Source organism: Phyllobacterium sp. 21LDTY02-6 (assembly GCF_023554255.2).
GTDB lineage: Bacteria > Pseudomonadota > Alphaproteobacteria > Rhizobiales > Rhizobiaceae > Phyllobacterium.
This window is the reverse complement of the sequence record NZ_JAMJWD020000002.1, coordinates 722131-746438: the sequence shown is the minus strand read 5'-3', so window position 1 is coordinate 746438 and position 24308 is coordinate 722131. Positions and strand designations below refer to the sequence as shown.

Annotated in this window: 30 protein-coding genes; 15 read left to right on the top strand and 15 right to left on the bottom strand. The window is 61.7% G+C overall.

The window, feature by feature from the left end:
- Positions 1 to 33 precede the first annotated feature (33 nt).
- Complete coding sequence (locus M8997_RS09930) at positions 34 to 522, top strand: Rrf2 family transcriptional regulator (RefSeq protein ID WP_250017002.1); 489 nt, start codon at positions 34 to 36, stop codon at positions 520 to 522.
- A gap of 161 nt (positions 523 to 683) precedes the next feature.
- Here M8997_RS09930 and M8997_RS09925 read toward each other — a convergent pair whose 3' ends face one another.
- From M8997_RS09925 to M8997_RS09915, 3 genes are read right to left on the bottom strand one after another with little or no spacing between them, the layout of a single operon-like run.
- Positions 684 to 1100 carry a cupin domain-containing protein gene (locus M8997_RS09925; protein ID WP_250016994.1) on the bottom strand — a complete coding sequence of 139 codons (417 nt, stop codon included), beginning with the start codon at positions 1098 to 1100 and terminating at the stop codon, positions 684 to 686.
- Between the two features lie 11 nt (positions 1101 to 1111).
- Positions 1112 to 1873, bottom strand: coding sequence for an SDR family oxidoreductase (locus tag M8997_RS09920; RefSeq protein ID WP_250016987.1), 762 nt, complete (start codon positions 1871 to 1873; stop codon positions 1112 to 1114).
- Between the two features lie 54 nt (positions 1874 to 1927).
- On the bottom strand, positions 1928 to 2407 hold the full coding sequence (locus M8997_RS09915) for a carboxymuconolactone decarboxylase family protein (RefSeq protein ID WP_250016971.1): 480 nt from the start codon (positions 2405 to 2407) through the stop codon (positions 1928 to 1930).
- 218 nt (positions 2408 to 2625) lie between these two features.
- Between M8997_RS09915 and gcvA the strand changes: the two genes are divergently transcribed.
- Positions 2626 to 3501: a LysR family transcriptional regulator gene (gene gcvA / locus M8997_RS09910; protein ID WP_250016963.1), complete on the top strand. Its 876-nt coding sequence runs from the start codon at positions 2626 to 2628 to the stop codon at positions 3499 to 3501.
- A gap of 10 nt (positions 3502 to 3511) precedes the next feature.
- On the opposite strand, the gene M8997_RS09905 is transcribed toward gcvA, so the two are convergent.
- Both M8997_RS09905 and M8997_RS09900 read right to left on the bottom strand, forming a co-directional pair.
- Complete coding sequence (locus tag M8997_RS09905) at positions 3512 to 3691, bottom strand: hypothetical protein (RefSeq protein WP_250016948.1); 180 nt, start codon at positions 3689 to 3691, stop codon at positions 3512 to 3514.
- Between the two features lie 66 nt (positions 3692 to 3757).
- Positions 3758 to 4048, bottom strand: coding sequence for a DUF6074 family protein (locus tag M8997_RS09900; RefSeq protein WP_250016940.1), 291 nt, complete (start codon positions 4046 to 4048; stop codon positions 3758 to 3760).
- Positions 4049 to 4342: 294 nt separating this feature from the next.
- Here M8997_RS09900 and M8997_RS09895 point away from each other — a divergent pair, with 294 nt between their 5' ends.
- Both M8997_RS09895 and M8997_RS09890 read left to right on the top strand, forming a co-directional pair.
- Positions 4343 to 4702, top strand: coding sequence for a hypothetical protein (locus M8997_RS09895; protein ID WP_250016936.1), 360 nt, complete (start codon positions 4343 to 4345; stop codon positions 4700 to 4702).
- Between the two features lie 106 nt (positions 4703 to 4808).
- Positions 4809 to 6059, top strand: a complete 1251-nt coding sequence (locus tag M8997_RS09890; protein ID WP_250016930.1) for an aminopeptidase — start codon at positions 4809 to 4811, stop codon at positions 6057 to 6059.
- Between the two features lie 112 nt (positions 6060 to 6171).
- On the opposite strand, the gene M8997_RS09885 is transcribed toward M8997_RS09890, so the two are convergent.
- Entirely contained in the window at positions 6172 to 7275 is a 1104-nt protein-coding gene (locus M8997_RS09885) for a saccharopine dehydrogenase family protein (RefSeq protein WP_250016914.1), read from the bottom strand.
- Between the two features lie 121 nt (positions 7276 to 7396).
- Here M8997_RS09885 and M8997_RS09880 point away from each other — a divergent pair, with 121 nt between their 5' ends.
- Positions 7397 to 7825: an Lrp/AsnC family transcriptional regulator gene (locus M8997_RS09880; protein WP_250016909.1), complete on the top strand. Its 429-nt coding sequence runs from the start codon at positions 7397 to 7399 to the stop codon at positions 7823 to 7825.
- Between the two features lie 24 nt (positions 7826 to 7849).
- Here M8997_RS09880 and M8997_RS09875 read toward each other — a convergent pair whose 3' ends face one another.
- The 3 genes from M8997_RS09875 to M8997_RS09865 all read right to left on the bottom strand — a co-directional run bounded on the left by M8997_RS09875 (position 7850) and on the right by M8997_RS09865 (position 10594).
- Positions 7850 to 8089: a DUF768 domain-containing protein gene (locus M8997_RS09875; RefSeq protein WP_250016902.1), complete on the bottom strand. Its 240-nt coding sequence runs from the start codon at positions 8087 to 8089 to the stop codon at positions 7850 to 7852.
- Between the two features lie 92 nt (positions 8090 to 8181).
- Positions 8182 to 8373, bottom strand: coding sequence for a CsbD family protein (locus M8997_RS09870; protein ID WP_250016894.1), 192 nt, complete (start codon positions 8371 to 8373; stop codon positions 8182 to 8184).
- 226 nt (positions 8374 to 8599) lie between these two features.
- Positions 8600 to 10594 (bottom strand): AI-2E family transporter, encoded by a 1995-nt coding sequence (locus M8997_RS09865; protein ID WP_250016886.1) that lies wholly within the window; start codon positions 10592 to 10594, stop codon positions 8600 to 8602.
- Positions 10595 to 10768: 174 nt separating this feature from the next.
- Here M8997_RS09865 and M8997_RS09860 point away from each other — a divergent pair, with 174 nt between their 5' ends.
- From M8997_RS09860 to M8997_RS09845, 4 genes are all read left to right on the top strand, one after another.
- Positions 10769 to 10927 (top strand): DUF3309 family protein, encoded by a 159-nt coding sequence (locus M8997_RS09860; protein ID WP_250016878.1) that lies wholly within the window; start codon positions 10769 to 10771, stop codon positions 10925 to 10927.
- A 126-nt stretch (positions 10928 to 11053) separates the two neighbouring features.
- A complete protein-coding gene (locus tag M8997_RS09855; protein ID WP_250016870.1) occupies positions 11054 to 11914 on the top strand; it encodes a PRC-barrel domain-containing protein in 861 nt (286 codons plus the stop codon).
- Between the two features lie 127 nt (positions 11915 to 12041).
- A complete protein-coding gene (locus M8997_RS09850) occupies positions 12042 to 12377 on the top strand; it encodes a YqjD family protein (protein ID WP_250016862.1) in 336 nt (111 codons plus the stop codon).
- Positions 12378 to 12380: 3 nt separating this feature from the next.
- Positions 12381 to 12848 carry a hypothetical protein gene (locus M8997_RS09845; RefSeq protein ID WP_250016853.1) on the top strand — a complete coding sequence of 156 codons (468 nt, stop codon included), beginning with the start codon at positions 12381 to 12383 and terminating at the stop codon, positions 12846 to 12848.
- Here M8997_RS09845 and M8997_RS09840 read toward each other — a convergent pair.
- Positions 12828 to 14258 (bottom strand): HWE histidine kinase domain-containing protein, encoded by a 1431-nt coding sequence (locus M8997_RS09840; protein ID WP_252597196.1) that lies wholly within the window; start codon positions 14256 to 14258, stop codon positions 12828 to 12830. The two genes, M8997_RS09845 and M8997_RS09840, sit on opposite strands and share 21 nt — an antisense overlap.
- 326 nt (positions 14259 to 14584) lie before the next feature.
- Positions 14585 to 15337: a Crp/Fnr family transcriptional regulator gene (locus M8997_RS09835; protein WP_250016839.1), complete on the bottom strand. Its 753-nt coding sequence runs from the start codon at positions 15335 to 15337 to the stop codon at positions 14585 to 14587.
- 171 nt (positions 15338 to 15508) lie between these two features.
- Here M8997_RS09835 and M8997_RS09830 point away from each other — a divergent pair, with 171 nt between their 5' ends.
- Positions 15509 to 15868, top strand: a complete 360-nt coding sequence (locus tag M8997_RS09830) for a hypothetical protein (protein ID WP_250016835.1) — start codon at positions 15509 to 15511, stop codon at positions 15866 to 15868.
- A 5-nt stretch (positions 15869 to 15873) separates the two neighbouring features.
- On the opposite strand, the gene M8997_RS09825 is transcribed toward M8997_RS09830, so the two are convergent.
- Together M8997_RS09825 and M8997_RS22255 are read right to left on the bottom strand one after the other, a co-directional pair.
- Positions 15874 to 16425 carry an RNA polymerase sigma factor gene (locus M8997_RS09825; protein ID WP_250016833.1) on the bottom strand — a complete coding sequence of 184 codons (552 nt, stop codon included), beginning with the start codon at positions 16423 to 16425 and terminating at the stop codon, positions 15874 to 15876.
- A 14-nt stretch (positions 16426 to 16439) separates the two neighbouring features.
- On the bottom strand, positions 16440 to 16646 hold the full coding sequence (locus tag M8997_RS22255; protein WP_250016822.1) for a NepR family anti-sigma factor: 207 nt from the start codon (positions 16644 to 16646) through the stop codon (positions 16440 to 16442).
- A 164-nt stretch (positions 16647 to 16810) separates the two neighbouring features.
- Here M8997_RS22255 and M8997_RS09815 point away from each other — a divergent pair, with 164 nt between their 5' ends.
- The 5 genes from M8997_RS09815 to M8997_RS09795 all read left to right on the top strand — a co-directional run bounded on the left by M8997_RS09815 (position 16811) and on the right by M8997_RS09795 (position 22015).
- Positions 16811 to 17605: a response regulator gene (locus tag M8997_RS09815; RefSeq protein ID WP_250016820.1), complete on the top strand. Its 795-nt coding sequence runs from the start codon at positions 16811 to 16813 to the stop codon at positions 17603 to 17605.
- Positions 17606 to 17686: 81 nt separating this feature from the next.
- A complete protein-coding gene (locus tag M8997_RS09810) occupies positions 17687 to 17851 on the top strand; it encodes a DUF1328 domain-containing protein (protein ID WP_027231091.1) in 165 nt (54 codons plus the stop codon).
- Between the two features lie 787 nt (positions 17852 to 18638).
- Positions 18639 to 20000, top strand: a complete 1362-nt coding sequence (locus M8997_RS09805) for a murein hydrolase activator EnvC (protein WP_250016818.1) — start codon at positions 18639 to 18641, stop codon at positions 19998 to 20000.
- The gene (locus tag M8997_RS09800; protein WP_250016815.1) at positions 19990 to 21315 is read left to right on the top strand and encodes a S41 family peptidase; all 1326 of its coding nucleotides are present in this window, start codon (positions 19990 to 19992) and stop codon (positions 21313 to 21315) included. Before M8997_RS09805 ends, M8997_RS09800 begins: the two co-directional genes overlap by 11 nt.
- A 166-nt stretch (positions 21316 to 21481) precedes the next feature.
- On the top strand, positions 21482 to 22015 hold the full coding sequence (locus M8997_RS09795; protein ID WP_250016813.1) for an RNA pyrophosphohydrolase: 534 nt from the start codon (positions 21482 to 21484) through the stop codon (positions 22013 to 22015).
- A gap of 93 nt (positions 22016 to 22108) precedes the next feature.
- Here the strand turns inward: M8997_RS09795 and M8997_RS09790 are convergent, their stop codons facing one another.
- Positions 22109 to 22516 carry a F0F1 ATP synthase subunit epsilon gene (locus M8997_RS09790; protein ID WP_250016811.1) on the bottom strand — a complete coding sequence of 136 codons (408 nt, stop codon included), beginning with the start codon at positions 22514 to 22516 and terminating at the stop codon, positions 22109 to 22111.
- Positions 22517 to 22649: 133 nt separating this feature from the next.
- Positions 22650 to 24290: a F0F1 ATP synthase subunit beta gene (gene atpD / locus M8997_RS09785; protein WP_250016808.1), complete on the bottom strand. Its 1641-nt coding sequence runs from the start codon at positions 24288 to 24290 to the stop codon at positions 22650 to 22652.
- Positions 24291 to 24308 lie beyond the last annotated feature (18 nt).

Sequence of the window (24308 nt, the reverse complement as noted above, 5' to 3'; positions counted from 1 at the left end):
TCGCCGGCGCCGCAGCATGAGACGAGATACGCAATGATCCTCAAGAGCCAGGTGGAGTGGGCGCTGCATTGCTGCGCCATATTGGCCAGCGTGCCGCCCGGCCGCTACCTCTCCACCAAGGCACTGGCCGAATTTCACGGCCTGCCGAAGGAATATCTTTCAAAGGCGTTGCAGAGCCTGTCGCAGGCGGGGATCGTCGAAACCACGCTCGGCCCGAGCGGCGGCTACAGGCTGGCGCGGCCGCCGTCGGAGGTGAATTTCCTGCAGATCGTCGAAGCGGTGGAGGGCAAGGCGAGCACCTTTGTCTGCACCAACATCCGCGCCAACAATCCGTGCAGGCCGGCGGGCTTTTGCGATGACAAGCCCTGCGCGGTCGCAAGGGTGATGTGGCAGGCCGATGCCGCCTGGCGCGGCACGCTGGAGAAGGTCTGGCTGTCGGACCTTGTCGATACGTTGACGGACGAGGTGCCGGACGACATCTGGAAGGGCACCTATGACTGGGTGGTCAAGCGCGCCGGTTGAATATTGATCGCATCGAGCCAACCTTCCTCATGCTGGGCCAACCTTCCTCATGCTGCGCATGTCGAAGCACATGACTGCATCCCCGACAAGCGCGGCACACGAGGGAGGTTGGCCGCTCAATCTTTCCCAGATCAGTCCTTCCCAGATCAGTCCTTCCCAGATCAGTCCTTCAACGGGAACGTCAGTTCCTTTTGATTGGTGTCGACGACGAACACCGCCAGCAGGCGCGCAGGCTTGTCATCGCTGGCATTGGCGCTCACGCCGTGCCGGTCGCCTGGATATTCGGAGAAACTCTCGCCTGCCTTGTAGACCTTGACCGGCCCGTCATTGACCTGGCTGCGAATGGCGCCTTCCAGCACTGTGGCGTAGATGAAGGCGCTGCTCGGATGCGTATGGCCCTCGGACGATCCGCCGGGACCGTATTCGACGAGGACGCCGCGCATGCTCTTGCCCGGCACGTTGGGCAGCACATGATCGTAGACGAGCGTGACCTTGGCCGCCTTGCCGCTATCATGCGCGGCGACGGGCGAGATGCCGATGAGACCGCAAAGCAATGCGGCTGCTATTCTTCCGTACATTTGGATGTCCTTTACGCGGTTCGAGATTGTTTCTGCGCCGCGAACCATTGCTCGAACGTGATCGAGCCAAGGCGCTGCGCGTCGTCGGTGACGAGGGAATTGTCGCTGAGCCGCGCCCCGAAATAGCGCGCCTCGGGGTCGGGTTCGACCGTGCGCGCATCGCCGGAGGCGCGCAGGTAGCGGGCGACGAGATCGCTCAGTTTCGACCGTTCCGGCCCCGCGATCTCTATGGTCGCATTGGCCGGCGCCGACAGTGCGATCTCGGTTACGGCGTCGGCCACGTCGTCGGAGGCGATCGGCTGGACATAGGCAGGCGAGAGGCGAACGGTCTGGCCGACCGTTCCCGACTGCGCTATGCCGGCAAGGAATTCCATGAACTGCGTGGAATGGATGATGGTGAAGGGAATGCCCGATTCCCTGATCAGCTTTTCCTGCACCAGCTTGCCGCGGAAATACCCGCTCTCCTGCAGCCTTTCCGTGCCGACGACCGAAAGCGCGATATGATGCCGGACACCGGATTTCCGTTCGGCCGCAAGCAGGTTGCGTCCGGCCGTGTCGAAGAATTCCAGCACCGCCTTGTCTTCGAACGATGGCGAATTGGCGAGATCGATGACGACATCGGCGCCTTCGAGCGCCTCGGCCAGCCCCTCCCCGGTCATTACGTTGACGCCGGTATTGGGCGAGGCCACCACGACGTCATGCCCGCGCTTGCGCAGGCGCTCCACCGTTTTCGAACCGATGAGGCCGGTTCCGCCGATAATCACGAATTTCATGATGTTTCCCCTTCCGCAGCCGCAGCCGCAATGGTTACCCCTGGTTCAGGCCCTCTAGTTCAGGCCCGCCTTGTCGAGACCGAAGGCCTTGTCGGCCGAGCCCGGTACGGCCTTGAAGCCGATGCTGACGCGGTTCCAGCCATTGATCGCCATGATCGAGAAGGTGAGGTCGGAAATTTCCTTTTCCGACAACTGGCCTCTCACGCGCTCATAGGTTTCGTCGGGTACGCCGCCTTCGGGCAGCCTGGTCAGCACTTCCGCCCAGGCGAGCGCCGCCCGTTCCTTGGGCGCAAAGAGATTCGATTCGCGCCAGATCGCCACGTGATAGAGCCGCAGCTCGCTCTCGCCATGGATCTTCGCTTCCTTGACATGCATGTCGACGCAGAAGGCACAGCCGTTCAGCTGCGAAACACGGATGTTCACGAGATCGCGCAGGCGCGGCTCGATGGCGCCGTCGCGCAGGGCGAGGCTGAAATCCATGAACTTCTTGAGCAGGTCGGCCGATTGCTGGGAGTAGTTCAAACGCTGTGTCATTTTGGTCCCTCTTGGTATTAAGGATATTTGTTGTCCTTATGGATATTTAATATCCGAATTAGAAAATGTAAAGCGGATTTCGTTTCGGCCTGCACATGAGGCTCATGCTCACGGCGCGGCCAGGCAGGCGCGGCTTGCCAGACGTTGCCTGCCAGACGCCCTTGATCGCCGCGGCGGAAGCACGCTAAGTGGCGATGACGAACTGAACCAAGGCTGCCATGGTCCGCCCACATCTTCCCTTGAACGCCCTGCGCGCCTTCGAAGCCTCCGCCCGGCATCTGAGCTTCACGCGGGCCGCGATCGAACTCTGCGTGACCCAGGCTGCCATCAGCCATCAGGTCAAATTGCTGGAGGAACGGCTCAAGGTCAGCCTCTTCAAGCGGCTTCCGCGCGGCCTCAAGGTGACGGCGGAAGGCGAGGCGCTGCTGCCGGTCGTGCGTGATTCCTTCGATCGCATGGCCGACATGCTGGAGCGCTTCGAGAATGGCTATGTGCGCGAAGTGCTGACGGTCGGCGTCGTCGGAACCTTCGCCGTCGGCTGGCTGCTGCCGCGCCTCGGCGCGTTTCATGAGAGGCATCCCCACATCGACCTGCGGCTGTCCACCAACAATAATCGTGTCGATATCGCAGCCGAGGGCCTCGACTACGCGATCCGCTTTGGCAGCGGTGCGTGGCACGACACCAATGCGGAACGGCTGTTCGAAGCGCCGCTTTCGGCGTTGTGCGTGCCGGAAATCGCCGAACGGCTGCAGCGGCCGGAGGATCTGGCGGGTGAAACCCTGCTCCGCTCCTATCGCGCCGACGAATGGGCAGGATGGTTCGAGGCGGCCGGCATGCGAAGCGACCCGCCGATCGCACGGGGCATGACGTTCGATTCGTCGCTGGCCATGGTGGAAGCAGCGATCCAGGCCACGGGCGTGGCGCTGGCGCCGCCGAAAATGTTCGACCGCCTGCTAACCTCGGGCGCGCTCGTCAGGCCGTTCGACGTCTTCGTCTCACGCGGCAGCTACTGGCTCACATCGCTGAAATCGCGCGCCGAGACCAGGGCCATGGCGGCGTTCAGACATTGGCTGCTCGACGCCGCCACGGAGTGAGCCTGTTCGGCTACTCGTCCTCCAGCATGCCGAGCTCGCGCAATTCGCGTTCGCCTGCCGTTCGCGCATCGTCTTCGGTATCGTGCGGCCCGCTCACGGCGCCGGTCTCGCCATCGATGACGAGGACATAATACCAGTTGCCATCGCTTTTCTGATGGGTCTGGACAAGGCAGGTCTGCTCGCTGGTCATGCGGCCATCTTCGGCCGCCCGGCATCAAAATGCAAATGGCGGCATCCCGGTTTTGGAGGAAGAGCCTCAGTAGGAAGACAGGTCGCCATATATGCCGCGCGAGGCGAACAGCCGGTCGAGTTCATATTCGACGGCGGTGAAGAATGCGCCGATCTGTTCGTCCTGCTCGTCCTCGCACACGCCGGATTTGCTCAACTGCCGGAAAAGCGCGTTCGCCACCTGGTTCCTGTAGGCCTCGGCGTTGCGCTCGCTCGTCTTTTCCATGAGCCTCGCGGCGACTTCGCGTATCTTGGCCGCGCGGCGGGCGAGCGGAAAGGCGATGATCCGGCAGGGGGCGGCAGTTTCGGCGTCGTTCATGTGCGGTACTTTCCAATGCGGCCGAATCGCCGCGTTGCATTCTGATTCGCCGGAAGAATAGGGCCGAGGTTCCTAACAATTTGTTCAGCATGATAGCGATCGGCCGCCGCCGGGCGTTACGTAACCGGCGGTCATCTGTGCGTAACGGCAGCCGAAACTTGCTCGTAACGGCAGGGAGGCCTATCCCTGAATGGGTAGTGATTCGGGTTGTAACGACATATTTGCACAATGGCTCTTAGCAACGCAGAACGGCAGAGAAGGCATCGAGCCCGGCAAAAGCAGAAGCTGGCCGCGGTGGCGCCTGATCTCGATGCCCAGTACGAGAACGTCGGAGCGGACCTGCGCGACAGGCTCTACAAGCTCATCGAAGAGGAAAATGCCGAGCGCCAGCGTGCCGTAACGGACCGGCCGGCGGAGCTGACGGATTTTCGCCGCGTCATTCTCGACATCGCGCTCAATGAAGACCAGTCGGGCATAGCCGATGCCGCCTGCATGGTGCTGCTCAAGGCGCTGTGCATGGGCGAAAGCTCGGAACGGGAGATCCTCGAGGCCCGGCGCCAGAAGGTTCAGAGGGCGCTTGCCCGCAAGGAGGCGCAGCCGCGGGACCAGTTCACGCCTCTCCCGCATTTCGTCCGGGTGCCGAATTTCGGTTGATCCGAATCCCGCGCTGCCGCTGGATCATTGCTTGATGTTGTGACGGGCCGGGCTATGCTTGGCGCGGGCCATGCCTGGCCTGCAAACGTAACAGCATGGATTTGCGATGACTTCCCCGACCAAGATTTTCAATGTCGACCCGATCAAGCTGGACCGCCTGGCCGAAGTTGCCGTCAGGATCGGCCTTCAGCTGCAGCCCGGCCAGGACCTGCTGATAACGGCGCCATTGCCGGCGCTGCCGCTGGTGCGCCGCATCACCGAACATGCCTACAAGGCGGGCGCCGGGCTGGTGACGACCTTCTACAGCGATGAGGAAGCCACCCTCATGCGCTACCGCAATGCGCCGGACGACAGTTTCGACCGCTCGCCCTCCTGGCTGTATGACGGCATGGCGCAGGCATTCTCCGCCAATACGGCCCGGCTGGCCGTCGCCGGCGATAATCCGATGCTGCTCGCCAATGAAGACCCGGACAAGGTTTCGCGCGCCAACAAGGCGCAGTCCAGGGCCTACAAGCCGGCGCTGGAAAAGATCGCGGGCTTCGACATCAACTGGAACATCGTCTCCTACCCCAATCCTTCCTGGGCCAAGCAGATGTTCCCGGACGACGACGTCGAAGTCGCGGTGACCAAACTTGCGGATGCGATCTTCGCGGCGTCCCGCGTCGATATCGACGATCCTGTCAGCGCCTGGCGGGAGCACAATGCGACGCTGAACAAGCGCACGCTCTGGCTGAACGAGCATGCGTTTTCGGCGCTCCACTTCAAGGGGCCGGGCACGGACCTTACCGTGGGGCTAGCCGATGAGCACGAGTGGCATGGCGGGGCGGCGACGGCCAAGAACGGCATCAGCTGCAACCCGAATATTCCGACGGAAGAGGTCTTCACCACGCCGCACGCCCTGCGCGTCGATGGCCATGTTTCAAGCACCAAGCCGCTGTCGCATCAGGGCAGCCTGATCGAGAATATCAGGGTCCGGTTCGAGGGCGGCAAGATCGTCGAGGCGAAGGCCACGCGTGGCGAGGAAGTCTTCAACAAGGTGCTCGGCACGGATGAGGGTTCGCGGCGGCTCGGTGAAGTCGCGCTTGTTCCGCACTCCTCGCCGATCTCGGCCTCCGGCCTGCTGTTCTACAATACATTGTTCGACGAGAATGCCGCCAGCCACATCGCGCTCGGCCAATGCTACTCGCAATGTTTCGTCAATGGCGGCAAGCTCTCCGCTGACGAAGTCGCCGCGCGCGGCGGCAATAGCAGCCTCATCCATATCGACTGGATGATCGGCTCGGGCGAGATCGATGTCGATGGCATCGACAGGAACGGCGCGGCCATCCCTGTCATGCGCAAGGGCGAATGGGTCTGAAACAATCGCCTCGCTCGCCGTTGTAGCCACGACGGCGAGTGATCCGTCCTGATTCGGGCCCAGGCCAGATCAGGCCCAGCTCGGGTTAGGTCAGGCCCAGGTCAGGGTTAGATCAGGCAACGAGCCTTCCGGCTGCTTCCACCTGCGCATAGGCCTTGCCGAAACGGTTGGCGAGGAAGGTATCGAGGGCGATGTCCTCCTGCCTGATGAAACCCTGCTGCGGCAGGTCGCCATTGGCGAGCATGTCCAGCACGGCGCAGATGGCGGAGGCGGTGGTGATCTGGATACCGCTATAGAGCCGCGCCCCGATATGGCCGCTATAGACCTTGTTCGCATAGGTCTCCTGCAACAGCCTGCCCTTCTTGCGGCCGCTGACCGTCACGAAGATGACGACCACGTCCTGCATCGTCGTCGGCAGGGCGTTTTCCAGGATGTCCTTCAATATTTCACGCCGGTCGCGCAGGCCGAGATCATTCAGCAGCGCCTTCATGATCGCCGCATGGCCGGGATAGCGTATGGTGCGGTAATTGAGCGTGCGGACCTTGCCCAGCAGCGTCTCGCAAAGCGTACCGAGGCCGCCCGACGTATTGAACGCTTCGTAGGTAACGCCATCGAGGGAGAATTCCTCGCGCTCCTCGAGCGCCGGAACCTCCGTCAGCTCGCCATCGACGATCGCCTCGCAAGGTTCGCAATATTCGTTGATCACGCCATCGGTGGACCAGGTGAGATTGTAGTTCAACGCATTGGAAGGATATTGCGGCAGGGCGCCGACGCGCATGCGGATGCTTTCGAGCGAGTCGAAGCGCTTCGCCAGATCGTTGGCGACGATCGAGATGAAGCCCGGGGCAAGGCCGCATTGCGGGATGAACGCGCCGGCAGCCGTGGCGGCAAGCTGCTTGACGATCCGCGTGCTGGCGACATCCTCGGTAAGATCGAGGTAATGCACGCCGGCCTTCGCCGCAGCCTGGGCGATATGGGTCGTCAGATGGAATGGAGCGGCGCTGAGGACAGCGAATTTCCCGGCGAGCAGGGCTTCGAGCGCGCCCGCCTCCGTGATCTCGACCATGGCCGTCGCCACCGCCGACGTCACTTCCAGCGCATCGAGCTGCGCCTGCGACCGATCGACGACGGTAACGCGATAATCTCCTGAATCGGCCAGAAGATTGGCAATGGTTGCGCCGATCTTGCCCGCGCCGACGACTACGATGTCCTTCATGTGGAATCCCCCGGATTGATATGCGATCTGCCGATTCTGCCATATTGCCCTGCGCTTTGAAGCCTCTATACTGACGATACAACGACGCATTTTACGCATATTGCCGAGAGGATTTTACATAATGCTGTCCGAAGCGGATCATGCGCTCCTGTCCCTGCTGCGCGAGAACGCCCGCGCCTCCACCGCCGAGCTTGCCCGCAGGCTCGACCTTTCGCGCACGACGGTGCAGAGCCGCATCGAAAGGCTGGAGGCGCGCGGCGTCATTCGCGGCTATGGCGTCCAGCTTTCACCGGAGTATCAGGAGAACCTCGTCAAGGCGCATGTGCTGGTCACGGCGCTGCCCAAGCTCGCACCGCGGGTCGAGAACGCGCTGCGCAAGATCACATGGGTCCGCACCCTGCATTCGGTGAGCGGGCAATTCGACATGATCGTCATCGTCGAGGCTCCGTCGATCCAGGAACTCGATCGCCTTCTCGATGAGATCGGCGCGCTGGAGGGTGTCGAAAGGACGATGTCGTCCATCATCCTGTCGACGCGGATCGAACGCTAGTGGCCGAAGCTGACGTTCACCACACTAGCCGCCTGCGCCCCTGGCGAGGGCGGCGCGGTCGATGGCGGTGATCATGCAGATCTCCAGATCGCCCAGCCCGTCCTTGATCTCGGATTCGCTGATGCCGGCAGCCGCCGCGGCCGCGGCGCATTGTTCCGCCAGCTTCTTTGGCCGGCTGTCATGGTGCTCCATGTCCGCCGGGCGACTCGTATCCACATTGGCGTCTATCCAATTGTTGACGAAGTCGATTGCTCTCTGACTCATTGTCTGCTGCTCCGGTTCATAGATTTCGGCCGCGCCGGGCATAGGGTGCAGTCAGCGGCTGGAAACCGGCCGTAGCCGGTTCCCGATCGGCATCAGGCCTTGTCGATGACTTTCTTGACTGCGTCCTTGGCCTTGCCTTTTGCGTGCTGGGCGTCGCCCTTCATCTGCTGCGCCCTGCCCTCCGCCTCCATTTGCCGGGACCCGGTTGCCTGTCCCACTGCCTTTTTGGCGCCTCCGGCTGCCTTGTTGGCCATGCCGGACATCTTGTCACTCGTGCTTCCCATGGAAAACATCCTTTCCTGAAACGACCACGTCCTAGAACGCTGGCAGGCGCAGCTTGTTCCGGATCGTCCGCCTCGGGTGCAAGGAAAAATCGGGGGACGACCCGGCGCCCACGGGGGAACAGGCACCGGGTCTGGAGTTGCCGGCCGAAACTCGGCTAGCGTGGGCAACAACGAAGTAGGCCGGGCTTGGTTCCCGCCCCGCTCGGCCATGGCTCAAGAATTCGCTTCAGGTCGACATTTCATCGATGACCGTCTCCATCGAGGCGGCAAAAACGCAGTTGCGGGTCGAAGCGACGATCTTCTCGCCGTCGATCGTATCGCTGTCGTCGCCGAGGAATCCGAGGACGATCTTCATGCGCGCGTGACGCCGGCGCAGGCGCCGTACCAGATAGCGCGCATGGGCCACGGAAGCGGAGTCCAGGTAATTGATGCAGATGGCACTGACCCCGCTCAGGTCCAGCTTGCCTATGTTGGCGGCAACCAGCTCGTCATGGGTTATATCGCGCACCTCGAAGCCGCGCCGCTCCAGTATATCGCCGATGATGAAGCCGGCTGCATCGTCGAGATTGCTGCGCCCGCCGCCCGAAAGCACGATCTTCGGCTTCGGTGCGGCAGTTGACCCGGCCTTCGTCCTGGCCGCCCGGGTCTTCCCGCCGTTCTGCTCCTTCTCCTCCTTCGGCTCCTGCTCTTCCGCTTCGTCATCGTCATGATCGGAAAGATTTTCGACGAGGAAGGCCATGCCCTGGGCGACGCGGTTGCGACGCGGCACATCGAGGACGCCGCGCTTTCGATCGTGCTCGGCCAGTTGCAGCGACGGAATGGCGACCGAACCGTAATATTCGAGAATCGGCGCCGTCTGCAGATATTCCTCCGCCTTCTCCGTCGCTTCGTCCGGATCGCCGGAAAGCAGCCGCTGGTAGAGCTGCTGCGGCGGCATCAGCACCGGCTCGTTGCCGAGCAGAACGTCGAGAAACTCGAATTTCGGCACGTGCCGCCCGAGCACCACCAGGCACACGGTGAGCGGCGTCGAGAGGATCAGGCCGATCGGACCCCATATCCACGTCCACACGATGGCGGCGACCAGGATCGCCACCGGGGACAGCCCGGTGCGCGAGCCATAGAGCAGCGGTTCCATGACATTGTTGCTGAGAAGTTCGAGCACGATGAACAGCGCCGCCGTCCACACGAGCGTCATCCAGCCGGGATCGACCGCGATCGCCAGAAGCAGGGGAAACGCCGCCGCGATGATCGGCCCCACATAGGGCACGAAGCGGAACAGGATCGCCAGCAGGCCCCAGAGAACCGGATTGGGAATGCCGATCACCCACAGCCCGATGCCCACCGGCACGCCATAGCTGATATTGATGATGAGCTGCATGAGCAGATATTGGCCGACACGCTTGCCCGCGTCGTGCAGCGCGGTCGTCGTTCGATGGATATCGCTCGCACCGACCAGCTTTATGAAGCGGTCGCGCAGGTCCTCGCGCCGCATGAGCATGAAGATCACGAAGACGATGACGATGCCCACCGTCGCCATCGGCTGCACCAGCGGCCCGGCCACGGTCTGCAGGACCTGCAGAGGATCGGGCGGCGGCGTGCGGATCTCCACCGGCACCGGCTTGCCTGTCTCGGCGGGCCGGAGCGGTGCAGATTGCGCCGGCGGGTCCGAGGTCACGTTCTGCGGCGGCCGCTGCGCTTCGGCTGGTTCAGGCGCCGGCTCCGTCGCCGGCGAGAAGCGCTCGACCTCGTCGGATCGGCCGATCTCCTCGTTGAGCCGCCTGAACGTGCGCGAGGCACGGTCGAAGATGCTGTTTCCGGATTGGGCATCCTTCACCGTCCTGATCTTCGCCTGAATATTGTACTGGTAGCTCGGTATGTTCTGCGCCAGCACGCTCAACTGGCTGACAAGCACCGCAACGAAGAGCGCAATGACAAGGAAGGCGGCAATGACCACGCCGACGACCGCGACGCCCTTCGGCACGCCGCTTCGATGCAGGCGCGTCACCAGCGGCGAGAGGGCGAATGTCAGCAACAGCGCCAGAGCGAGGGGCACGAAGACATCGCTTGCCCAGTAAAGCGCCGCGACGATGGCGATGGCGACGATGACCGGCGGAAATTGCGTGCCGCCATCGGGCTCCGCCGGTACGGCCACATAGGCGGCCCGCCGGGTCACGCGCTCGACGGCGCGCTGCGGCACGACTTCCGGTTCATCCGCAGGCATGATCGGTCCCCACTTCGTAAGCCATCGGCAGTATCTCCCTCAACCCCGGTGCTGCAACGCGGATCGCGCCTTTTGGTTGCAGTCTCGCCATTCGCCCGGCCAGCGCCGCGGCCTGGAACGAAACCGGCGCCGGCGTGTTTTATGACACAACAGGTTCAACCGCCGGGAGACATCATGTCCATTACCACAATCCTAGTTATCATACTGATTTTGGCCCTCATCGGCGTATTCCCGACCTGGCCTCACGCCCGGAACTGGGGTTATGGACCGTCCGGCCTGCTCGGCATCGTCGTGGTGGTGCTTCTCATCCTGATATTGATGGGCCGCATCTGATCGAGCCCGATTTCGCTTAATCGAACGCATCGAAAGGAGAATGCGCATGTTCCGCGGTGTCCTGCTATGGCTTATCGGCCTTCCTCTACCGATCATCCTGATCCTCTGGCTGCTTGGATATCTGTCTTGAGCGACGACAGGCCCCTGAGAGGCGCGGCGACGAAGTCAGCCTTCGTCGCCGCTGCGCTCGCCCTGCTTGCCGTCAATGCCGCGGCTCAGGATACGAAGGAGACGCGCGGGCTGTTCGGGCAGATGCCGGAGAATGCGGACCCGCAGCAGAACCAGTATCTCACCGGCGAGGCGGGACAGGTTCTCGTCTCCAACCTGATCGGCCAGGACGTCTATAACGGAACAGGCGGCGATGCGGCCGCCATCGGCAAGGTCACGGATATTCTCGTCGGCGCAGATGGACCGCTGGCGGCCATCATCGGCGTCGGCGGCTTTCTCGGGATCGGCGACAAGGAAGTCGCAATCGGCATCGGCGAACTTTCCTGGGCGGGAGAAGGCGACCAGGCCCGGCTCGTGGTCGCAGCCGGCAAGGAGGAACTGCAGGCCGCGCCGGCGTTCGACCGCAGCGCCCTCACCAAGACGGAGCCGCTTGCCGGCGCCTCGCCCGCCGCGGAGCCGGAGCCTGCCGATCGCAGCGCGCTGAAGGCGGTGCCTTCCGCCGCGGTCAGTGCGGACCGGCTGATCGGTGCGGCCGTGTTCGGACCCGAGGATGAATCGCTCGGCAATGTCAATGACGCGCTGATGATGCCTGACGGACAGGTGGAAGCGCTGGTGGTCGACGTGGGCGGCTTTCTCGGCATCGGCAAGAAGCCCATCGCCATTTCCATAGAGAATCTCGACCTTCTGGCCGACGAGGCGGGCAAGGTTTCGGTGTTCACGCCATTCACCAAGCAGGAACTGGAGGCTCATCCGGCCTATAGCGCCGAAGCCTATAATGCCGACCGGGACAGGATATTGCTGCGGGGAACCGCGGAATAATAGGCGGAACCAACGCCGCCATATATTGCCCTCGGCAACGCAGCGTGGAACAAATGAAATTCACCTGCGTTCCAAACCCATGAGCGTTCCGAACCCATGAGTTGCAACCTCTCTCAGGAGTTATCGTATGGCCACTGTGTCCTCCAAGATCGACAAAGCAGTTAAAGAAGCCCAGACCGACCAGGATCTGCAGGCGCAGGTTGCGGCCTTGAAAGAGGACATAGCCAATATCGCCGCAACCCTTTCCAGGATCGGCAAGGATTCCACCCGGGGCGCGCGGGCGAATGCCGCCGAAACCCTGGAAACTGCGCGCCTGAAGGGCGAGGAAGCCCTTGACGACCTGCGGCTGCGCGCAAAGGATCTCGAAGAACAGCTTGCCGAAACGGTGCGGGAAAATCCGCTGACGACGGTTGCCGTCGCCGCCGGCATCGGGTTCCTTCTTGCCTGCCTGACCCGCCGCTAGAAAATGCTGAAGCTGCTGACACCATTCCTGACCAGCGTCGCCGCCGGCGAAGTTGGCACAGCCGTCAACCGTATCAAGCGCAATGCGCTTTACATGGCTGTGATCGCCGTTCTCGGGGCGATCGGCGTCGTCTTCCTTCTGGTCGCCGCCTATATTGCCCTGTCGGAACGCTACGGGCCGCTCTACGCCTCCCTTTCCATCGGCATCGGGGCGCTGGTGCTGGCGTTGATCCTGTTCGTGATCATGAAGGTAACGGCGGCCGCGGCCCGCAAGCGCCAGAAGGAACGGGCGAAGGTCGATACGTCCGCGCTGCTCACGGTCGCGGCAGTCGCCGCGGCCCCCGCCTTGCTCAAATCGCGCGGCCTGACATTGCTGGCCGTGCCGGCCATTGCATTGGGTGCATTGATGTTCCTCGGCGATAAGCCAGAACGCCGGGCGCGGCGCAAGCGCTCAGCCGGTGACGGTACTTGACCCATCCTCGATCGGCATGGAGATAAGCGCTTCCATGCCGGTCGGCGGATAGCTCAATCGCACGCTGCTCGATATGACCTTGTCGAGGCTTCGCTCGATCAATCGCTCGCCGAGCCCCCGTTCGTCCCGCGGCATGACCGGCGGGCCGTTCATCTCGGTCCATTGGATCACCACGCGCGAACCGTCCAGCCCCCGCTCCATCTGCCACGACACCCGCACCTTGCCTGCCGCGGCCGAGAAAGCCCCGTGCTTGGCGGCATTCGTCGCCAGTTCGTGCAGGGCAATGCCGAGCCCGAGCGCATGGTCCGGCGGCAGGATCATATCCTCGCCGACAAGCTCCAGCTGATGCGAATCGTAGAGCGCATAGGGTTCGACCTGCCTGGTCACGAGATCCACCAGGCTGATGCCGCTCCATTCGCGGTCGGAAAGCAGCGTATGCGCTTCTGAAATGGCGCGCAGCCGGCCGGAAAAGGCCTCCATGAACTCGGCGGGATCGGATGTCCGGTTGAGCGTCTGCCGCGCCAGCGATTGCAGCATCGCCAGCGTATTCTTCACCCGGTGATTGAGCTCGCGCAGCAGGAGCCGGGTCTTTTCTCCCGCGCTCTTCGCCTCGGTAATATCGATATTGACGCCGACCGCCACGGCCGGCCGGCCGGTCTCGTCGCGCTCGAATATGCGCCCGCGGCCAAGCAGCCACTGGCCGGAGGAAGCGGCGCGGAACTCGCCGACATAATCCTCATTATGAGCCATTGCCCGCGTGATCGCCATTTTCATCAGCGGAAAATCGTCGGGATGCATGGCGCGGAACACGTCCTCGCCGGTGACCGGATTCTCCTCGCTGAGGCCAAGCATGGAATAGGCCATCTTGTTGCCAGTGAAGAGACCGGTCTTGAGGTCCCAGACCCAGCTGCCGACATGGCCGGCTTCCAGCGCCACGGCGTTGCGATCCTCCTCGCGGTGAAGCGCTTCCATTGCCGATCTTCCGAGCCGCGCATTGCGCTTGAGCTCGACGAGCGAGCCTGCGAGCTTCGCCAAGCGCTCGAGCTGCTGCTGCCCCTGCCCCTGCTGCCCCTGATCGTCCGATTCGAAAGTGGGCTTGTCCACGGCGGAGAGGATGCTGATGACGCCGACCGGTTCGCGGGCCACCGTGAAAGGCGCCGTCGCCACGAAGCCCGGATTGCCGGAGCCGTCGCGGCGAACGAGGCAGCGCGCGCCGGTCAGCGCCTCGGCTTCGAGCGGCCAGAGATCGGGCAATTGCGCCGTGCCGGCGGATGCAAGCCGGTGGCTGATGTCCTTGTCCACGAGTGATATGCTGACGCCATCGACCGAAAACATGGCGAGGGCCATGCTGCAAAGGTTCTTCAGATCCGCATCGTTTTCATTCGTTGCTGCGAGCAGCGCCGAAATCACATCCTGCCGCGACTCTGCGGAAAGAAACGACTGAGTGCTTTCTGAGATTCCGTTTGACTTCATACTCGATGACGGCCCGCTCAGTGGCGCCCCCTGATTTCGGCTAAGTTATCTACGCCACGTCTTCAACGCAACGTTTTCGCCAAGGTTCCTCAACTCGGTGATTTAGTTACAATACTCCGCTGCTGCCGCCGAAACGGCGGGCAGGTCTGGCGGGTTCCATCCCCGGATTGCTGCCCCTGGCAAACGTTTCAGGCGGCCGTCGGTTCCGGCCCTCCTCGACGTCGAAAGCTCCATCGGGTTCCTCCAGTCCATATATATGCAGCCTAGATATAAGGCCGGGCCACTTCAGGGAGCCCCTGCCATTTTGATATGGCCATCAGGACCGAGATATCAAGCACCTCGCAGCCGCGGTCGATCCAGCGCAGCGCGCCGCTGGTCGCCAGCTTCTTCAATGTCTTGTTGGTGTGCACGATGGAAAGGCCGAGCGTATCCGCTACATGCTGCTGGCGCAGGGGGATGACCAGACGATCGTCGCGGGTCAGGCCCACCGATCTGGCGCGCTGATAGAGGAAGGCGAAGAGATAGGCCGCCCGCTCGAGCGCCGTGCGCCGCCCGACGCTCAACAATATCTCGTCGAGCATCTGTTCTTCGCGCGAGGCCAGCCATGTGATGTCATAGCCGAGGCTTGGAAAGCTCTGGAACAGCTTCGGCAGATTGTCGCGCCGGAAGACGCACAGGGTGAGGGGCGAGAGCGCCTCGACCGAATGCTGCATCTCCGTCATCAACGAGCCTTGCAGGCCGATCAGATCGCCCGGCAGCACATAGTTCAATATCTGCCGCCGCCCGTCTTCGAGCGTCTTGTGGCGGAAACCCCAGCCCGAAAGGACAGTGAACAGATGAGCGCTGGTGGCGCCCTCGACCAGCACCGTGGCGCCGGCCTCGACAACGAGATCGCCATTGCGGAAATCCGACAGGAAGGCGATTTCGTCCGGCGTATGGTTCTGCAACTGGCGATGGAACTGCAGCGGGCAATTCGCGCAAAGATATTTTGTTGCCGGGGCCGAAATGCTCTTCATGCTGCAATTCCGGACATGGCATCATTTTCCCTGATCATCGACCTTCCGACCCCCGCACATCCTAGCATGCCCCGCATGAGTTCCTTGTATTTCTTCACGTTCGACATGTCTTAGTTAAATGACAGGCCGTCCGGCCCTTTCCATAAGGACCCACAACGATGTGGAGAGACCATGGACCTGAACGGCCGGAAACTGGCAATTCTCGAGGACGAATATCTCATCAGGCTGGAACTGGAGCGTATCGTTCTCGAATGCGGGGCCGCATCGGTGCATGCCACCTCGACGGTGGACGAGTTGGCCCGCTGGCTGAACGAAGGCCATCCCTGCGACCTTGCCATTGCCGAGCTGACGGCACGCGGCCAATCCGCATTGCCGCTGATCCTGCGCGTGCGCGCACTGGGCATCCCCGTCATATGCACGACGGCATATGAGGTCGACGCCGCAATGATCATTGCCATGCAGGGCGTGCCCGTCGTGACCAAGCCTTACGGGAAAGCGCAGATCCTGCGGGCCGCGGCCTCGCTCGGCTGAGCCCTCTAGGCAAATTTGTTGGAAGTGACCTGCGTCGCGATAGAGTCTGGGCCATAATCCACCTCGCCCTGTACCTCCAGCAGCTCCTGCAGCCGCGTGCGGGCACGGCTTACCCGGCTCTTGATCGTTCCGACGGCGCAGCCGCAGATATCGGCGGCTTCCTCGTAGGAAAAGCCCGAAGCGCCGACGAGGATGATCGCCTCACGCTGATCGTCCGGCAGTTTCTCGAGCGCCTTGCGGAAGTCCTGGAGATCCAGCGAACCATATTGCGAGGGATGCACGGAAAGATGTTCGGTGAATATGCCGTCGGAATCCTGCACTTCACGCCCGCGCTTGCGCATCTGGCTGTAGAATTCATTGCGCAGGATGGTGAAGAGCCAGGCCTTTATATTGGTGCCGAGTTCGAACGAATCCTGTTTTGCCCAGGCTTTCATGATCGTGTCCTGGACAAGATCGTCGGCGCGGTCGGGATTGCCGATGAGTGAAACCGCAAAGGCGCGCAGCTTTGGCAGCGACGCGATCAGGTTCCGTTTGAAGTCTTTCGATTCATGTACCATTCACTGGTCCCGTTCTATTTCGAGGATTGTGAATGTTTGCGCTCGGCTTCGTCCAGTTTCTCCAGGAGATCGAGAAACCGGGTCGGTATTTCCTCATCCTGCACGGAGGCGTAGAGGGCGCGAAGCTTGAGGCCTATTTCGGTTTCTGCATTTTTTGTATCACGTCGACGAATGCGCGCTGCGGAAGCCGGCGCGTCAGAAGAGCTGTTCTTTGGGTTCATTGCCTGATCTTTTCCGATGTCAACGCTTTTTCACTAGACACAATACATGCCCTAATCCTGAACGAAGCGAAAAGTTCCAGCCATGGAACTTTTTTTTCACCAATGTGTTTAAGTCCGCTACTCTTTAAAATTCCGATACCATCTGAACATGGGAACCCATCATAATGTCATTGTCCACCCGGATAGCTCCACATTTGCCGTATCTCCGCCGTTTTGCCCGCGCCATCACCGGCTCTCAATCCTCCGGCGATGCCTATGTGGCGGCGACGCTTGAAATTCTCATCACGGATGTGTCGCTCTTTCCCCAGGCGGGCTCCGACAGGGTCGGGCTCTACAAGCTTCTGATCAAGCATTTCAACTCGGTCAATGTGCGGCCATTGGAACTGCAGTCGGAATTCGGCTGGGAGAAGCACGCCGCCGCCAATCTCACCTCCATCGCGCCGCGGGCGCGCCAGGCTTTCCTGCTCATCAGCCTCGAAGGCTTCAGCCAGGCCGAAACGATGGAAATCCTCGATGTGAGCGAGGAAGAGCTCTACGCGCTGCTCGACGAGGCTTCCGTCGGCATATCGCAGCAGATCGCCACCGATATCCTCATCATCGAGGATGAGCCGCTGATCGCCATGGATATCGAGCACATGGTCGAAAGTCTCGGACACCGGGTCGTCGGCATTGCCCGGACCCGGGACGAGGCGCTGAAGATCTATTCGACGACGCAGCCGAGCATGATCCTCGCCGATATCCAGCTTGCCGATGGCAGTTCCGGCATCGACGCCGTGAACAACATATTGAGCCAGGATTCGATCCCCGTCATCTTCATCACGGCGTTCCCGGAGCGGCTCCTGACCGGCGAGCGGCCGGAACCGACCTTCCTCGTCACCAAGCCGTTCAACCCGGACATGGTGAAGGCGCTGATCACCCAGGCGCTGTTCTTCAAGGAGAGCAGCCGCGCCAAGGTCTGAGCCGAACGCTGAAGGCGTCTCCCCGTGGAACCAATCCGGCACTTTCACCGTTGTCGGTTCAACAATTAAAGGGAGACGATGATGCTTTATTACGCGGTAATCTTTCTGATCATAGCATTGGTGGCGGGTGCCCTGGGCTTCGGAGGCATCGCCGGCGCCTCGGCGGGCATTGCGCAAATAATCTTCTACGTATTCCTCGCCCTTCTGCTGATTTCGCTGATCGCAAGCATAATCAGACGTGCCTGATAGTCTTTGACGACAATGACACCCGCCTCGCAGCGGGTGTTTTTGGTTGCCCAAAAGGGGCCCACAAAGGGCCCACAAAGAGATTGCACCATCGTTGCTGCGTGATTCGCAGTGCATCATTGCCATCTCTCGTTTCCGGGCCTTGAACGGGGGCAAACTGGCCACGTGGTGGGATAGATTTTCGGCCTCAAAAAATATTTCGCCCTGCAAGCCTATGATTTCGCTCATTCTTCCTTCCGGCACGCAAAAAAACTTATCCCCCCTGTTTGAAGCCGGGGTATTCTGCACAAATCCTTTCCAGTGGGGAGCAGCTTCCGGTGCTGTTCGAAAGCTGGGAAAGGATGGCGTTGCCGGACGGTCGGAAGTGACAACCCCGACTGGCCGGCAAACTGCAGATGGAAACGGAGGTGGCGCTTCGTTTTCCGGGTTGTTGCGTCTGACAAGCGCAGCAATAGCAGGCAAAGACGTCGCGGGCGGTCTTCGGACCTCGACCCTGATACCACTACTGACGCGCTGAAGACCGCCCGTCTCCCCCCATTTCAATGACCAGACGCGATTTCGCGGGCGTGGTGCGGATTTTCTGTATTTAATCCACTCTACCCTCATGACTCCTGCGCTCCCCACCGCTGATGCTGGTCACTGCAGCCCAACCGACAAACGGCCCCGCCGCAATTTGGCCATCTCGCTTACCCAGAACGCTACTGTCCAAACGGACCGCTTATGGTTAATGGTTCGTTAGTGGAAGCCGAATAGGCTCCGTATCGATTTGCATAGTCCGGACAGGGTGATGGTTTTCAGGCGATATCAGGCGATCCCCTTGGCGGGCCACGGCTCGCGGCGGCTTGCAATTGCCCTTCTGTGCCTGCTTTGCGCCGCGCCCGTCCAGGCCCAGACACCCGCACCACCCGCACAGGCCACGCTGCCCGCGGAAGCGAAGAAGGCGGAAACCCAGAAGGAATTGCAGGACCTGACGAACGCCATGTCGGTTTCGTCGGAAAAGCTGGCGCAGCTCGATCAGGAGATCGCCGGGCTTCGCAAGGACCAGACAACGCTCACCGCCGCGCTCATTCAATCGGCAAAGACCGAGAAGAAGATGAGCGAGGATATTGCCGGCTTCCAGGACAAGCTGACCGGGCTGCGCGAGCGGGAAGACGGGCTGAGGCTGTCGCTGCGGCAGCGGCGCGGCGCGCTGGCCGAGGTGCTTGCCGCGCTCCAGCGCATGGGGCTGAACCCGCCACCGGCCCTGCTCGTCCGCCCGGACGACGCGCTGTCATCGGTCCGCAGCGCGGTCCTGCTTGGCGCGGTCGTCCCTGAAATGCGGCATGAGACCGAGACATTGCTTGCCGACCTGCGCGAACTGACCCGGGTGAAGACCTCGATTTCGGAGGAGCAGGCTCGGCTGACGCAGGCGTTGGCCGGGCAGGCGGAGGAGCGGAAGAAGCTCGACCTCCTGCTGGCCGAGAAGAAGAAGCTGCAGGAGAGTTCGGAGGAAACCCGCCTGGCCGAGCAGAAGCGGGCGGAGGATCTGGCGCGGCGCGCCAATTCGCTGAAGGACCTCATCGCCTCGATTGAAAAGGAAATGCGCGAGGTGGAACGCGCCGCGAGCGAAGCCAGCGCGCAGGAGCAGGAGCGGCTTGCCGCGAGCCAGAAGCGCGCCGACGAATTCGCCTCCAACCAGAAGCGGCTGTCGTCGCAGGTGAATTTCGCCTCGCTGCGCGGCAGGCTCGCCTTTCCCGCGGCCGGCAAGCTGGTCCGGCACTTCGGCGACGATGACGGATTTGGCGGCACCGTCCAGGGAGATACGCTGGAAACCGGTGCCGGAGCCACGATTACAGCGCCCGTGGACGCGGTTGTCCTTTATGCTGGCGCATTCCGCTCCTATGGACAACTCTTGATACTTGATGCCGGGAACGGGTATCATGTCGTTTTGTCGGGCATGGCTAAGATCAATGTCTCGCAGAATCAGTTTGTACTGGCGGGAGAACCGGTGGGTGTGATGAACGAGCAACTTATCGCCAGCAGCACGCCTGTTCCAATTAGAAATGGAGCTCCAATGCTTTACATTGAGTTCCGAAAGGATACAAAACCCATTAATCCCGCTCCCTGGTGGGCGGATAGGCTTGCTGGAAGGACCGCAAATGATACGTAGACTGTCGCTTCTCTTGGCTGGAGCGCTGCTGGGCGCGACGGCTATGGTCGTCGTGCAGGGTGCTTTGCCCACCACCGCCGCGGAAGCTGCGGGCACCGATACCTACAAGCAGCTTTCAATTTTTGGTGATATCTTCGAGCGTGTGCGAGCCCAGTACGTCACGCCGCCCGACGACAAGAAGCTGGTCGAAAACGCCATCAACGGCATGCTCACCTCGCTCGATCCGCATTCGTCCTACATGAATGCGGAACAGGCGCAGGACATGCGCGTGCAGACGAAGGGTGAATTTGGCGGCCTCGGCATCGAAGTCACCATGGAAAACGAACTCGTCAAGGTCATCGCGCCGATCGACGATACGCCCGCTTCCAAGGCCGGCGTGCTCTCGGGCGACTACATTTCCAAGATCGACGGCGTCGAGGTTCGCGGCATGACCCTGACCGACGCAGTGGACAAGATGCGCGGCGAGGTGAATACGCCGATCGAGCTCACACTGATCCGCAAGGGCGCCGACAAGCCGATCACGCTGACGATCGTGCGCGACGTCGTCAAGGTGAAGGCGGTGAAATACCGCGTCGAGAACGATATCGGCTATGTCCGTGTCATCTCCTTCACCGAAAAGACCTCCGACGATCTGCAGAGCGCGATCAAGGACATCCAGAGCAAGATCCCCGAGGACAAGCTGAAAGGCTTCGTGCTCGATCTCCGGCTCAATCCGGGTGGCCTGCTCGACCAGGCCGTGGACGTCTCCGATGCGTTCCTCGACAAGGGCGAAGTGGTTTCGACTCGCGGCCGCGACCCGAACGACATCACGCGCTTCGATGCGCGCGCCGGCGACCTGACCAAGGGCAAGCCGCTGATCGTGCTGATCAATGGCGGGTCCGCCAGTGCCTCGGAGATCGTGGCCGGTGCGTTGCAGGACCACCGTCGCGGCACCGTGCTCGGCACGCGCTCGTTCGGCAAGGGCTCGGTGCAGACCATCATCCCGCTTGGCGAGAATGGTGCGCTGCGCCTGACCACGGCGCTCTATTACACGCCGGCCGGCAAGTCGATCCAGGGCAAGGGCATCGTGCCCGACATCACCGTGGAACAGCCGCTGCCCGACGAGTTGAAGGGCAAGGCCGAGGCCATCAGCGAATCGAGCCTCAAGGGCCATATCAAGGGCGCGGAGGAAGATGCGGAAGGTTCCGGCTCCATCGCCTATGTGCCGCCGGAGGCCAAGGACGACCTGCAGCTGATCCAGGCAATGAAGCTTCTGCGCGGCGAACAGGCCAACGCGGCCTTCCCTGCTGATCCGAAAAAAGGCGTTCCCAACTGAGACCAGAGGGCCGGATCATCATCCGGCCCTTTTCACGACAGCCGTCCGGTTTCAAACTTCCTCGATGTGCCGCCTGCCCGGGCCGGCAGCGTTCGGGCGGTATGGCCGGCTGCTTTCCGCGCTTGCCCGCACCTTGAGAAAAGACTAGCCAGATCCGGAGTGAATGATGAACAAGAGAGCCAAGATGGCCAAGATGGTTGACCCCGCATCTCTGCCCTATCGCCCCTGCGTCGGGATAATGGTGCTCAACCGGGATGGGCTGGTCTGGGCGGGACACCGCATCATCATTCCGAACGACGAGATGGACGGCGCGGCGCAGCTCTGGCAGATGCCGCAAGGCGGTATCGACCCCGGCGAAGAGCCGGAACCCGCCGCGCTGCGCGAACTTTACGAAGAAACCGGCATGCGCTCGGTCAAGCTCCTCGCCGAAGCGCCGGACTGGATCAATTACGACCTGCCGCCGCAGCTCGTCGGCGTGGCGCTGAAGGGCAAATATCGCGGCCAGACACAGAAATGGTTCGCCTACCGCTTCGAGGGCGACGAGAGCGAGATTGCTATCAACCCGCCACCCGGCGGCCACACCGCCGAATTCGACTCCTGGGAGTGGAAGCCGATGGCCGAGCTCCCGAACCTGATCGTGCCGTTCAAGCGCAAGGTCTATGAGGAGGTCGTGGCCGTATTCCGCCATCTGGTTGCATGAGGTCACAGGGAGAATGGCCGATGGAAGCGGCCATCCGAACAACAAAAAAGCAGGCCTGGAGCCTGCTTTTCCAATTGGATATGCGCCGCGCGATCAGGCTGTCTTGATCGCTTCCTGCAAGGTCATCAGCTGGCCGAGAAGGTCTTCGGCTCTGGCCTTGGCCTCACGCGTCGTCGCGTCCTCGAAATCCTCGCGGGCATCCTGGATACGCCGCTGCAATTCGTCAGCCTTTATATCGGTGACGTGTACCGCCGATTCCGCCAGCAAGGTGCAACCATCCGGCGTGATGTCGACGAAGCCGCCAAACACGACGTAATTATCCGGCTTGCCATCGGCTGTCTTGACCGAAACGACGCCCGGCTTGACCGTCGCCATCAGCGGAGCGTGATGGGCGAGCACCGTCATGTAACCTTCCGTACCCGGAATCACGACTTCGGAAACCTGCGCGGAAAGCAGCAGGCGTTCTGGCGATACGAGTTCGAACTTGAAGGCTTCAGCCATGATATTCACTCAGTTCCTGTGATCGTAACCTGATCAATTCAGGCAGTTCCGGGAGCAGGCGGTGAAACCTGTCCTGGAACTGCAATTCGGCAGCGGATAGCGGCTGAAAACATCAGCCGCTATCGAAACCTCATCAGGCCGCTTCGGCAGCCAGACGCTGTGCCTTCTCGATGGCCTCGTCGATCGAGCCGACCATGTAGAAGGCGGCTTCCGGCAGATGATCGTAATCGCCGTTGCAAAGGCCCTTGAAGCCCTTGATCGTATCGGCGAGATCGACCAGCTTGCCCGGCGAACCGGTGAAGATTTCGGCAACGAAGAACGGCTGCGACAGGAAGCGCTCGATCTTGCGGGCACGCGCCACGGCAATCTTGTCTTCTTCCGACAGCTCGTCCATGCCAAGGATGGCGATGATGTCCTGGAGCGACTTGTAGCGCTGCAGGATCGACTGGACCTGACGCGCAACCTGGTAGTGCTCTTCGCCGACGATGATCGGATCGAGCATGCGCGAGGTGGAGTCGAGCGGATCCACAGCCGGGTAAATACCCTTCTCGGAAATCGCACGGTTCAGGTTGGTCGTGGCGTCAAGATGGGCGAACGAGGTCGCTGGCGCCGGATCGGTCAAATCGTCGGCGGGCACGTAAATGGCCTGAACCGAAGTGATCGAACCCTTGTGGGTCGTGGTGATGCGTTCCTGCATCGCGCCCATGTCGGTTGCGAGCGTCGGCTGATAGCCCACGGCCGAAGGAATACGGCCAAGCAATGCCGACAATTCCGAACCCGCCTGGGTGAAGCGGAAAATATTGTCGACGAAGAACAGAACGTCCTGACCTTCATCGCGGAAATGTTCCGCAACCGTCAGGCCCGAGAGGGCGACGCGGGCACGGGCACCTGGCGGCTCGTTCATCTGGCCGTAGACGAGTGCGGCCTTGGAGCCTTCGCCGCCGCCTTCCTTGTTCACGCCGGACTCGATCATCTCGTGATAGAGGTCATTGCCTTCGCGCGTACGTTCACCGACACCCGCGAACACCGAGTAACCACCATGCGCCTTGGCGACGTTGTTGATCAGTTCCATGATCAGAACTGTCTTGCCGACGCCGGCACCGCCGAACAGGCCGATCTTGCCGCCGCGTGCATAGGGCGCGAGAAGATCGATAACCTTGATGCCGGTTACCAGGATCTGCGCTTCCGTCGACTGCTCCACATATTCCGGAGCAGGCTGGTGGATCGCGCGGGTCAATGTCGTCTTGATCGGGCCGGCTTCGTCAACCGGCTCACCGATAACGTTCATGATGCGGCCGAGCGTTTCCGGTCCGACCGGAACCATGATCGCGGAGCCCGTATCATAAACGACCTGGCCGCGAACCAGACCTTCGGTCGAGTCCATGGCGATGGTGCGGACCGTGTTCTCGCCGAGATGCTGCGCGACCTCGAGAACCAGGCGGTTGCCGAGATTGTCGGTTTCCAGAGCGTTGAGGATCTTCGGCAGAACACCGCCCTCGAAGGTCACGTCGACAACAGCGCCGATGACCTGGCTGATACGGCCGGAGACGCCATTGGCCTTCAACGTTGCCTTTGGAGCAGCCGTCGTCTTGGCAGCTGTCGTTTTGGCGGCCGGCTTCGCTGCAGCCTTGGGCGCAGTCTTCGCGGCAGCCTTGACCGGCTTTGCAGCGGCTTCGGTCTTGGCGGCCGCCGCCTTGGGCGCAGCTGCCTTTGCAGGCTTGGCTGCTGCAGCCGTTGCGGCTGCGGGTGTTTTCGGGGTCGCTGCTTTTGCCATCGATCCTTACCTTCGCGA

Excerpts from the sequence above, each read along its gene's own strand:
- M8997_RS09930 (WP_250017002.1), top strand. The coding sequence starts at position 34 with ATGATCCTCAAGAGCCAGGTGGAGTGGGCGCTGCATTGCTGCGCCATA.
- M8997_RS09925 (WP_250016994.1), bottom strand. The coding sequence starts at position 1,100 with ATGTACGGAAGAATAGCAGCCGCATTGCTTTGCGGTCTCATCGGCATC.
- M8997_RS09920 (WP_250016987.1), bottom strand. The coding sequence starts at position 1,873 with ATGAAATTCGTGATTATCGGCGGAACCGGCCTCATCGGTTCGAAAACG.
- M8997_RS09915 (WP_250016971.1), bottom strand. The coding sequence starts at position 2,407 with ATGACACAGCGTTTGAACTACTCCCAGCAATCGGCCGACCTGCTCAAG.
- gcvA (WP_250016963.1), top strand. The coding sequence starts at position 2,626 with ATGGTCCGCCCACATCTTCCCTTGAACGCCCTGCGCGCCTTCGAAGCC.
- M8997_RS09905 (WP_250016948.1), bottom strand. The coding sequence starts at position 3,691 with ATGACCAGCGAGCAGACCTGCCTTGTCCAGACCCATCAGAAAAGCGAT.
- M8997_RS09900 (WP_250016940.1), bottom strand. The coding sequence starts at position 4,048 with ATGAACGACGCCGAAACTGCCGCCCCCTGCCGGATCATCGCCTTTCCG.
- M8997_RS09890 (WP_250016930.1), top strand. The coding sequence starts at position 4,809 with ATGACTTCCCCGACCAAGATTTTCAATGTCGACCCGATCAAGCTGGAC.
- M8997_RS09885 (WP_250016914.1), bottom strand. The coding sequence starts at position 7,275 with ATGAAGGACATCGTAGTCGTCGGCGCGGGCAAGATCGGCGCAACCATT.
- M8997_RS09880 (WP_250016909.1), top strand. The coding sequence starts at position 7,397 with ATGCTGTCCGAAGCGGATCATGCGCTCCTGTCCCTGCTGCGCGAGAAC.
- M8997_RS09875 (WP_250016902.1), bottom strand. The coding sequence starts at position 8,089 with ATGAGTCAGAGAGCAATCGACTTCGTCAACAATTGGATAGACGCCAAT.
- M8997_RS09870 (WP_250016894.1), bottom strand. The coding sequence starts at position 8,373 with ATGGGAAGCACGAGTGACAAGATGTCCGGCATGGCCAACAAGGCAGCC.
- M8997_RS09865 (WP_250016886.1), bottom strand. The coding sequence starts at position 10,594 with ATGCCTGCGGATGAACCGGAAGTCGTGCCGCAGCGCGCCGTCGAGCGC.
- M8997_RS09860 (WP_250016878.1), top strand. The coding sequence starts at position 10,769 with ATGTCCATTACCACAATCCTAGTTATCATACTGATTTTGGCCCTCATC.
- M8997_RS09850 (WP_250016862.1), top strand. The coding sequence starts at position 12,042 with ATGGCCACTGTGTCCTCCAAGATCGACAAAGCAGTTAAAGAAGCCCAG.
- M8997_RS09845 (WP_250016853.1), top strand. The coding sequence starts at position 12,381 with ATGCTGAAGCTGCTGACACCATTCCTGACCAGCGTCGCCGCCGGCGAA.
- M8997_RS09835 (WP_250016839.1), bottom strand. The coding sequence starts at position 15,337 with ATGAAGAGCATTTCGGCCCCGGCAACAAAATATCTTTGCGCGAATTGC.
- M8997_RS09830 (WP_250016835.1), top strand. The coding sequence starts at position 15,509 with ATGGACCTGAACGGCCGGAAACTGGCAATTCTCGAGGACGAATATCTC.
- M8997_RS09825 (WP_250016833.1), bottom strand. The coding sequence starts at position 16,425 with ATGGTACATGAATCGAAAGACTTCAAACGGAACCTGATCGCGTCGCTG.
- M8997_RS22255 (WP_250016822.1), bottom strand. The coding sequence starts at position 16,646 with ATGAACCCAAAGAACAGCTCTTCTGACGCGCCGGCTTCCGCAGCGCGC.
- M8997_RS09815 (WP_250016820.1), top strand. The coding sequence starts at position 16,811 with ATGTCATTGTCCACCCGGATAGCTCCACATTTGCCGTATCTCCGCCGT.
- M8997_RS09810 (WP_027231091.1), top strand. The coding sequence starts at position 17,687 with ATGCTTTATTACGCGGTAATCTTTCTGATCATAGCATTGGTGGCGGGT.
- M8997_RS09805 (WP_250016818.1), top strand. The coding sequence starts at position 18,639 with ATGGTTTTCAGGCGATATCAGGCGATCCCCTTGGCGGGCCACGGCTCG.
- M8997_RS09800 (WP_250016815.1), top strand. The coding sequence starts at position 19,990 with ATGATACGTAGACTGTCGCTTCTCTTGGCTGGAGCGCTGCTGGGCGCG.
- M8997_RS09795 (WP_250016813.1), top strand. The coding sequence starts at position 21,482 with ATGAACAAGAGAGCCAAGATGGCCAAGATGGTTGACCCCGCATCTCTG.
- M8997_RS09790 (WP_250016811.1), bottom strand. The coding sequence starts at position 22,516 with ATGGCTGAAGCCTTCAAGTTCGAACTCGTATCGCCAGAACGCCTGCTG.
- atpD (WP_250016808.1), bottom strand. The coding sequence starts at position 24,290 with ATGGCAAAAGCAGCGACCCCGAAAACACCCGCAGCCGCAACGGCTGCA.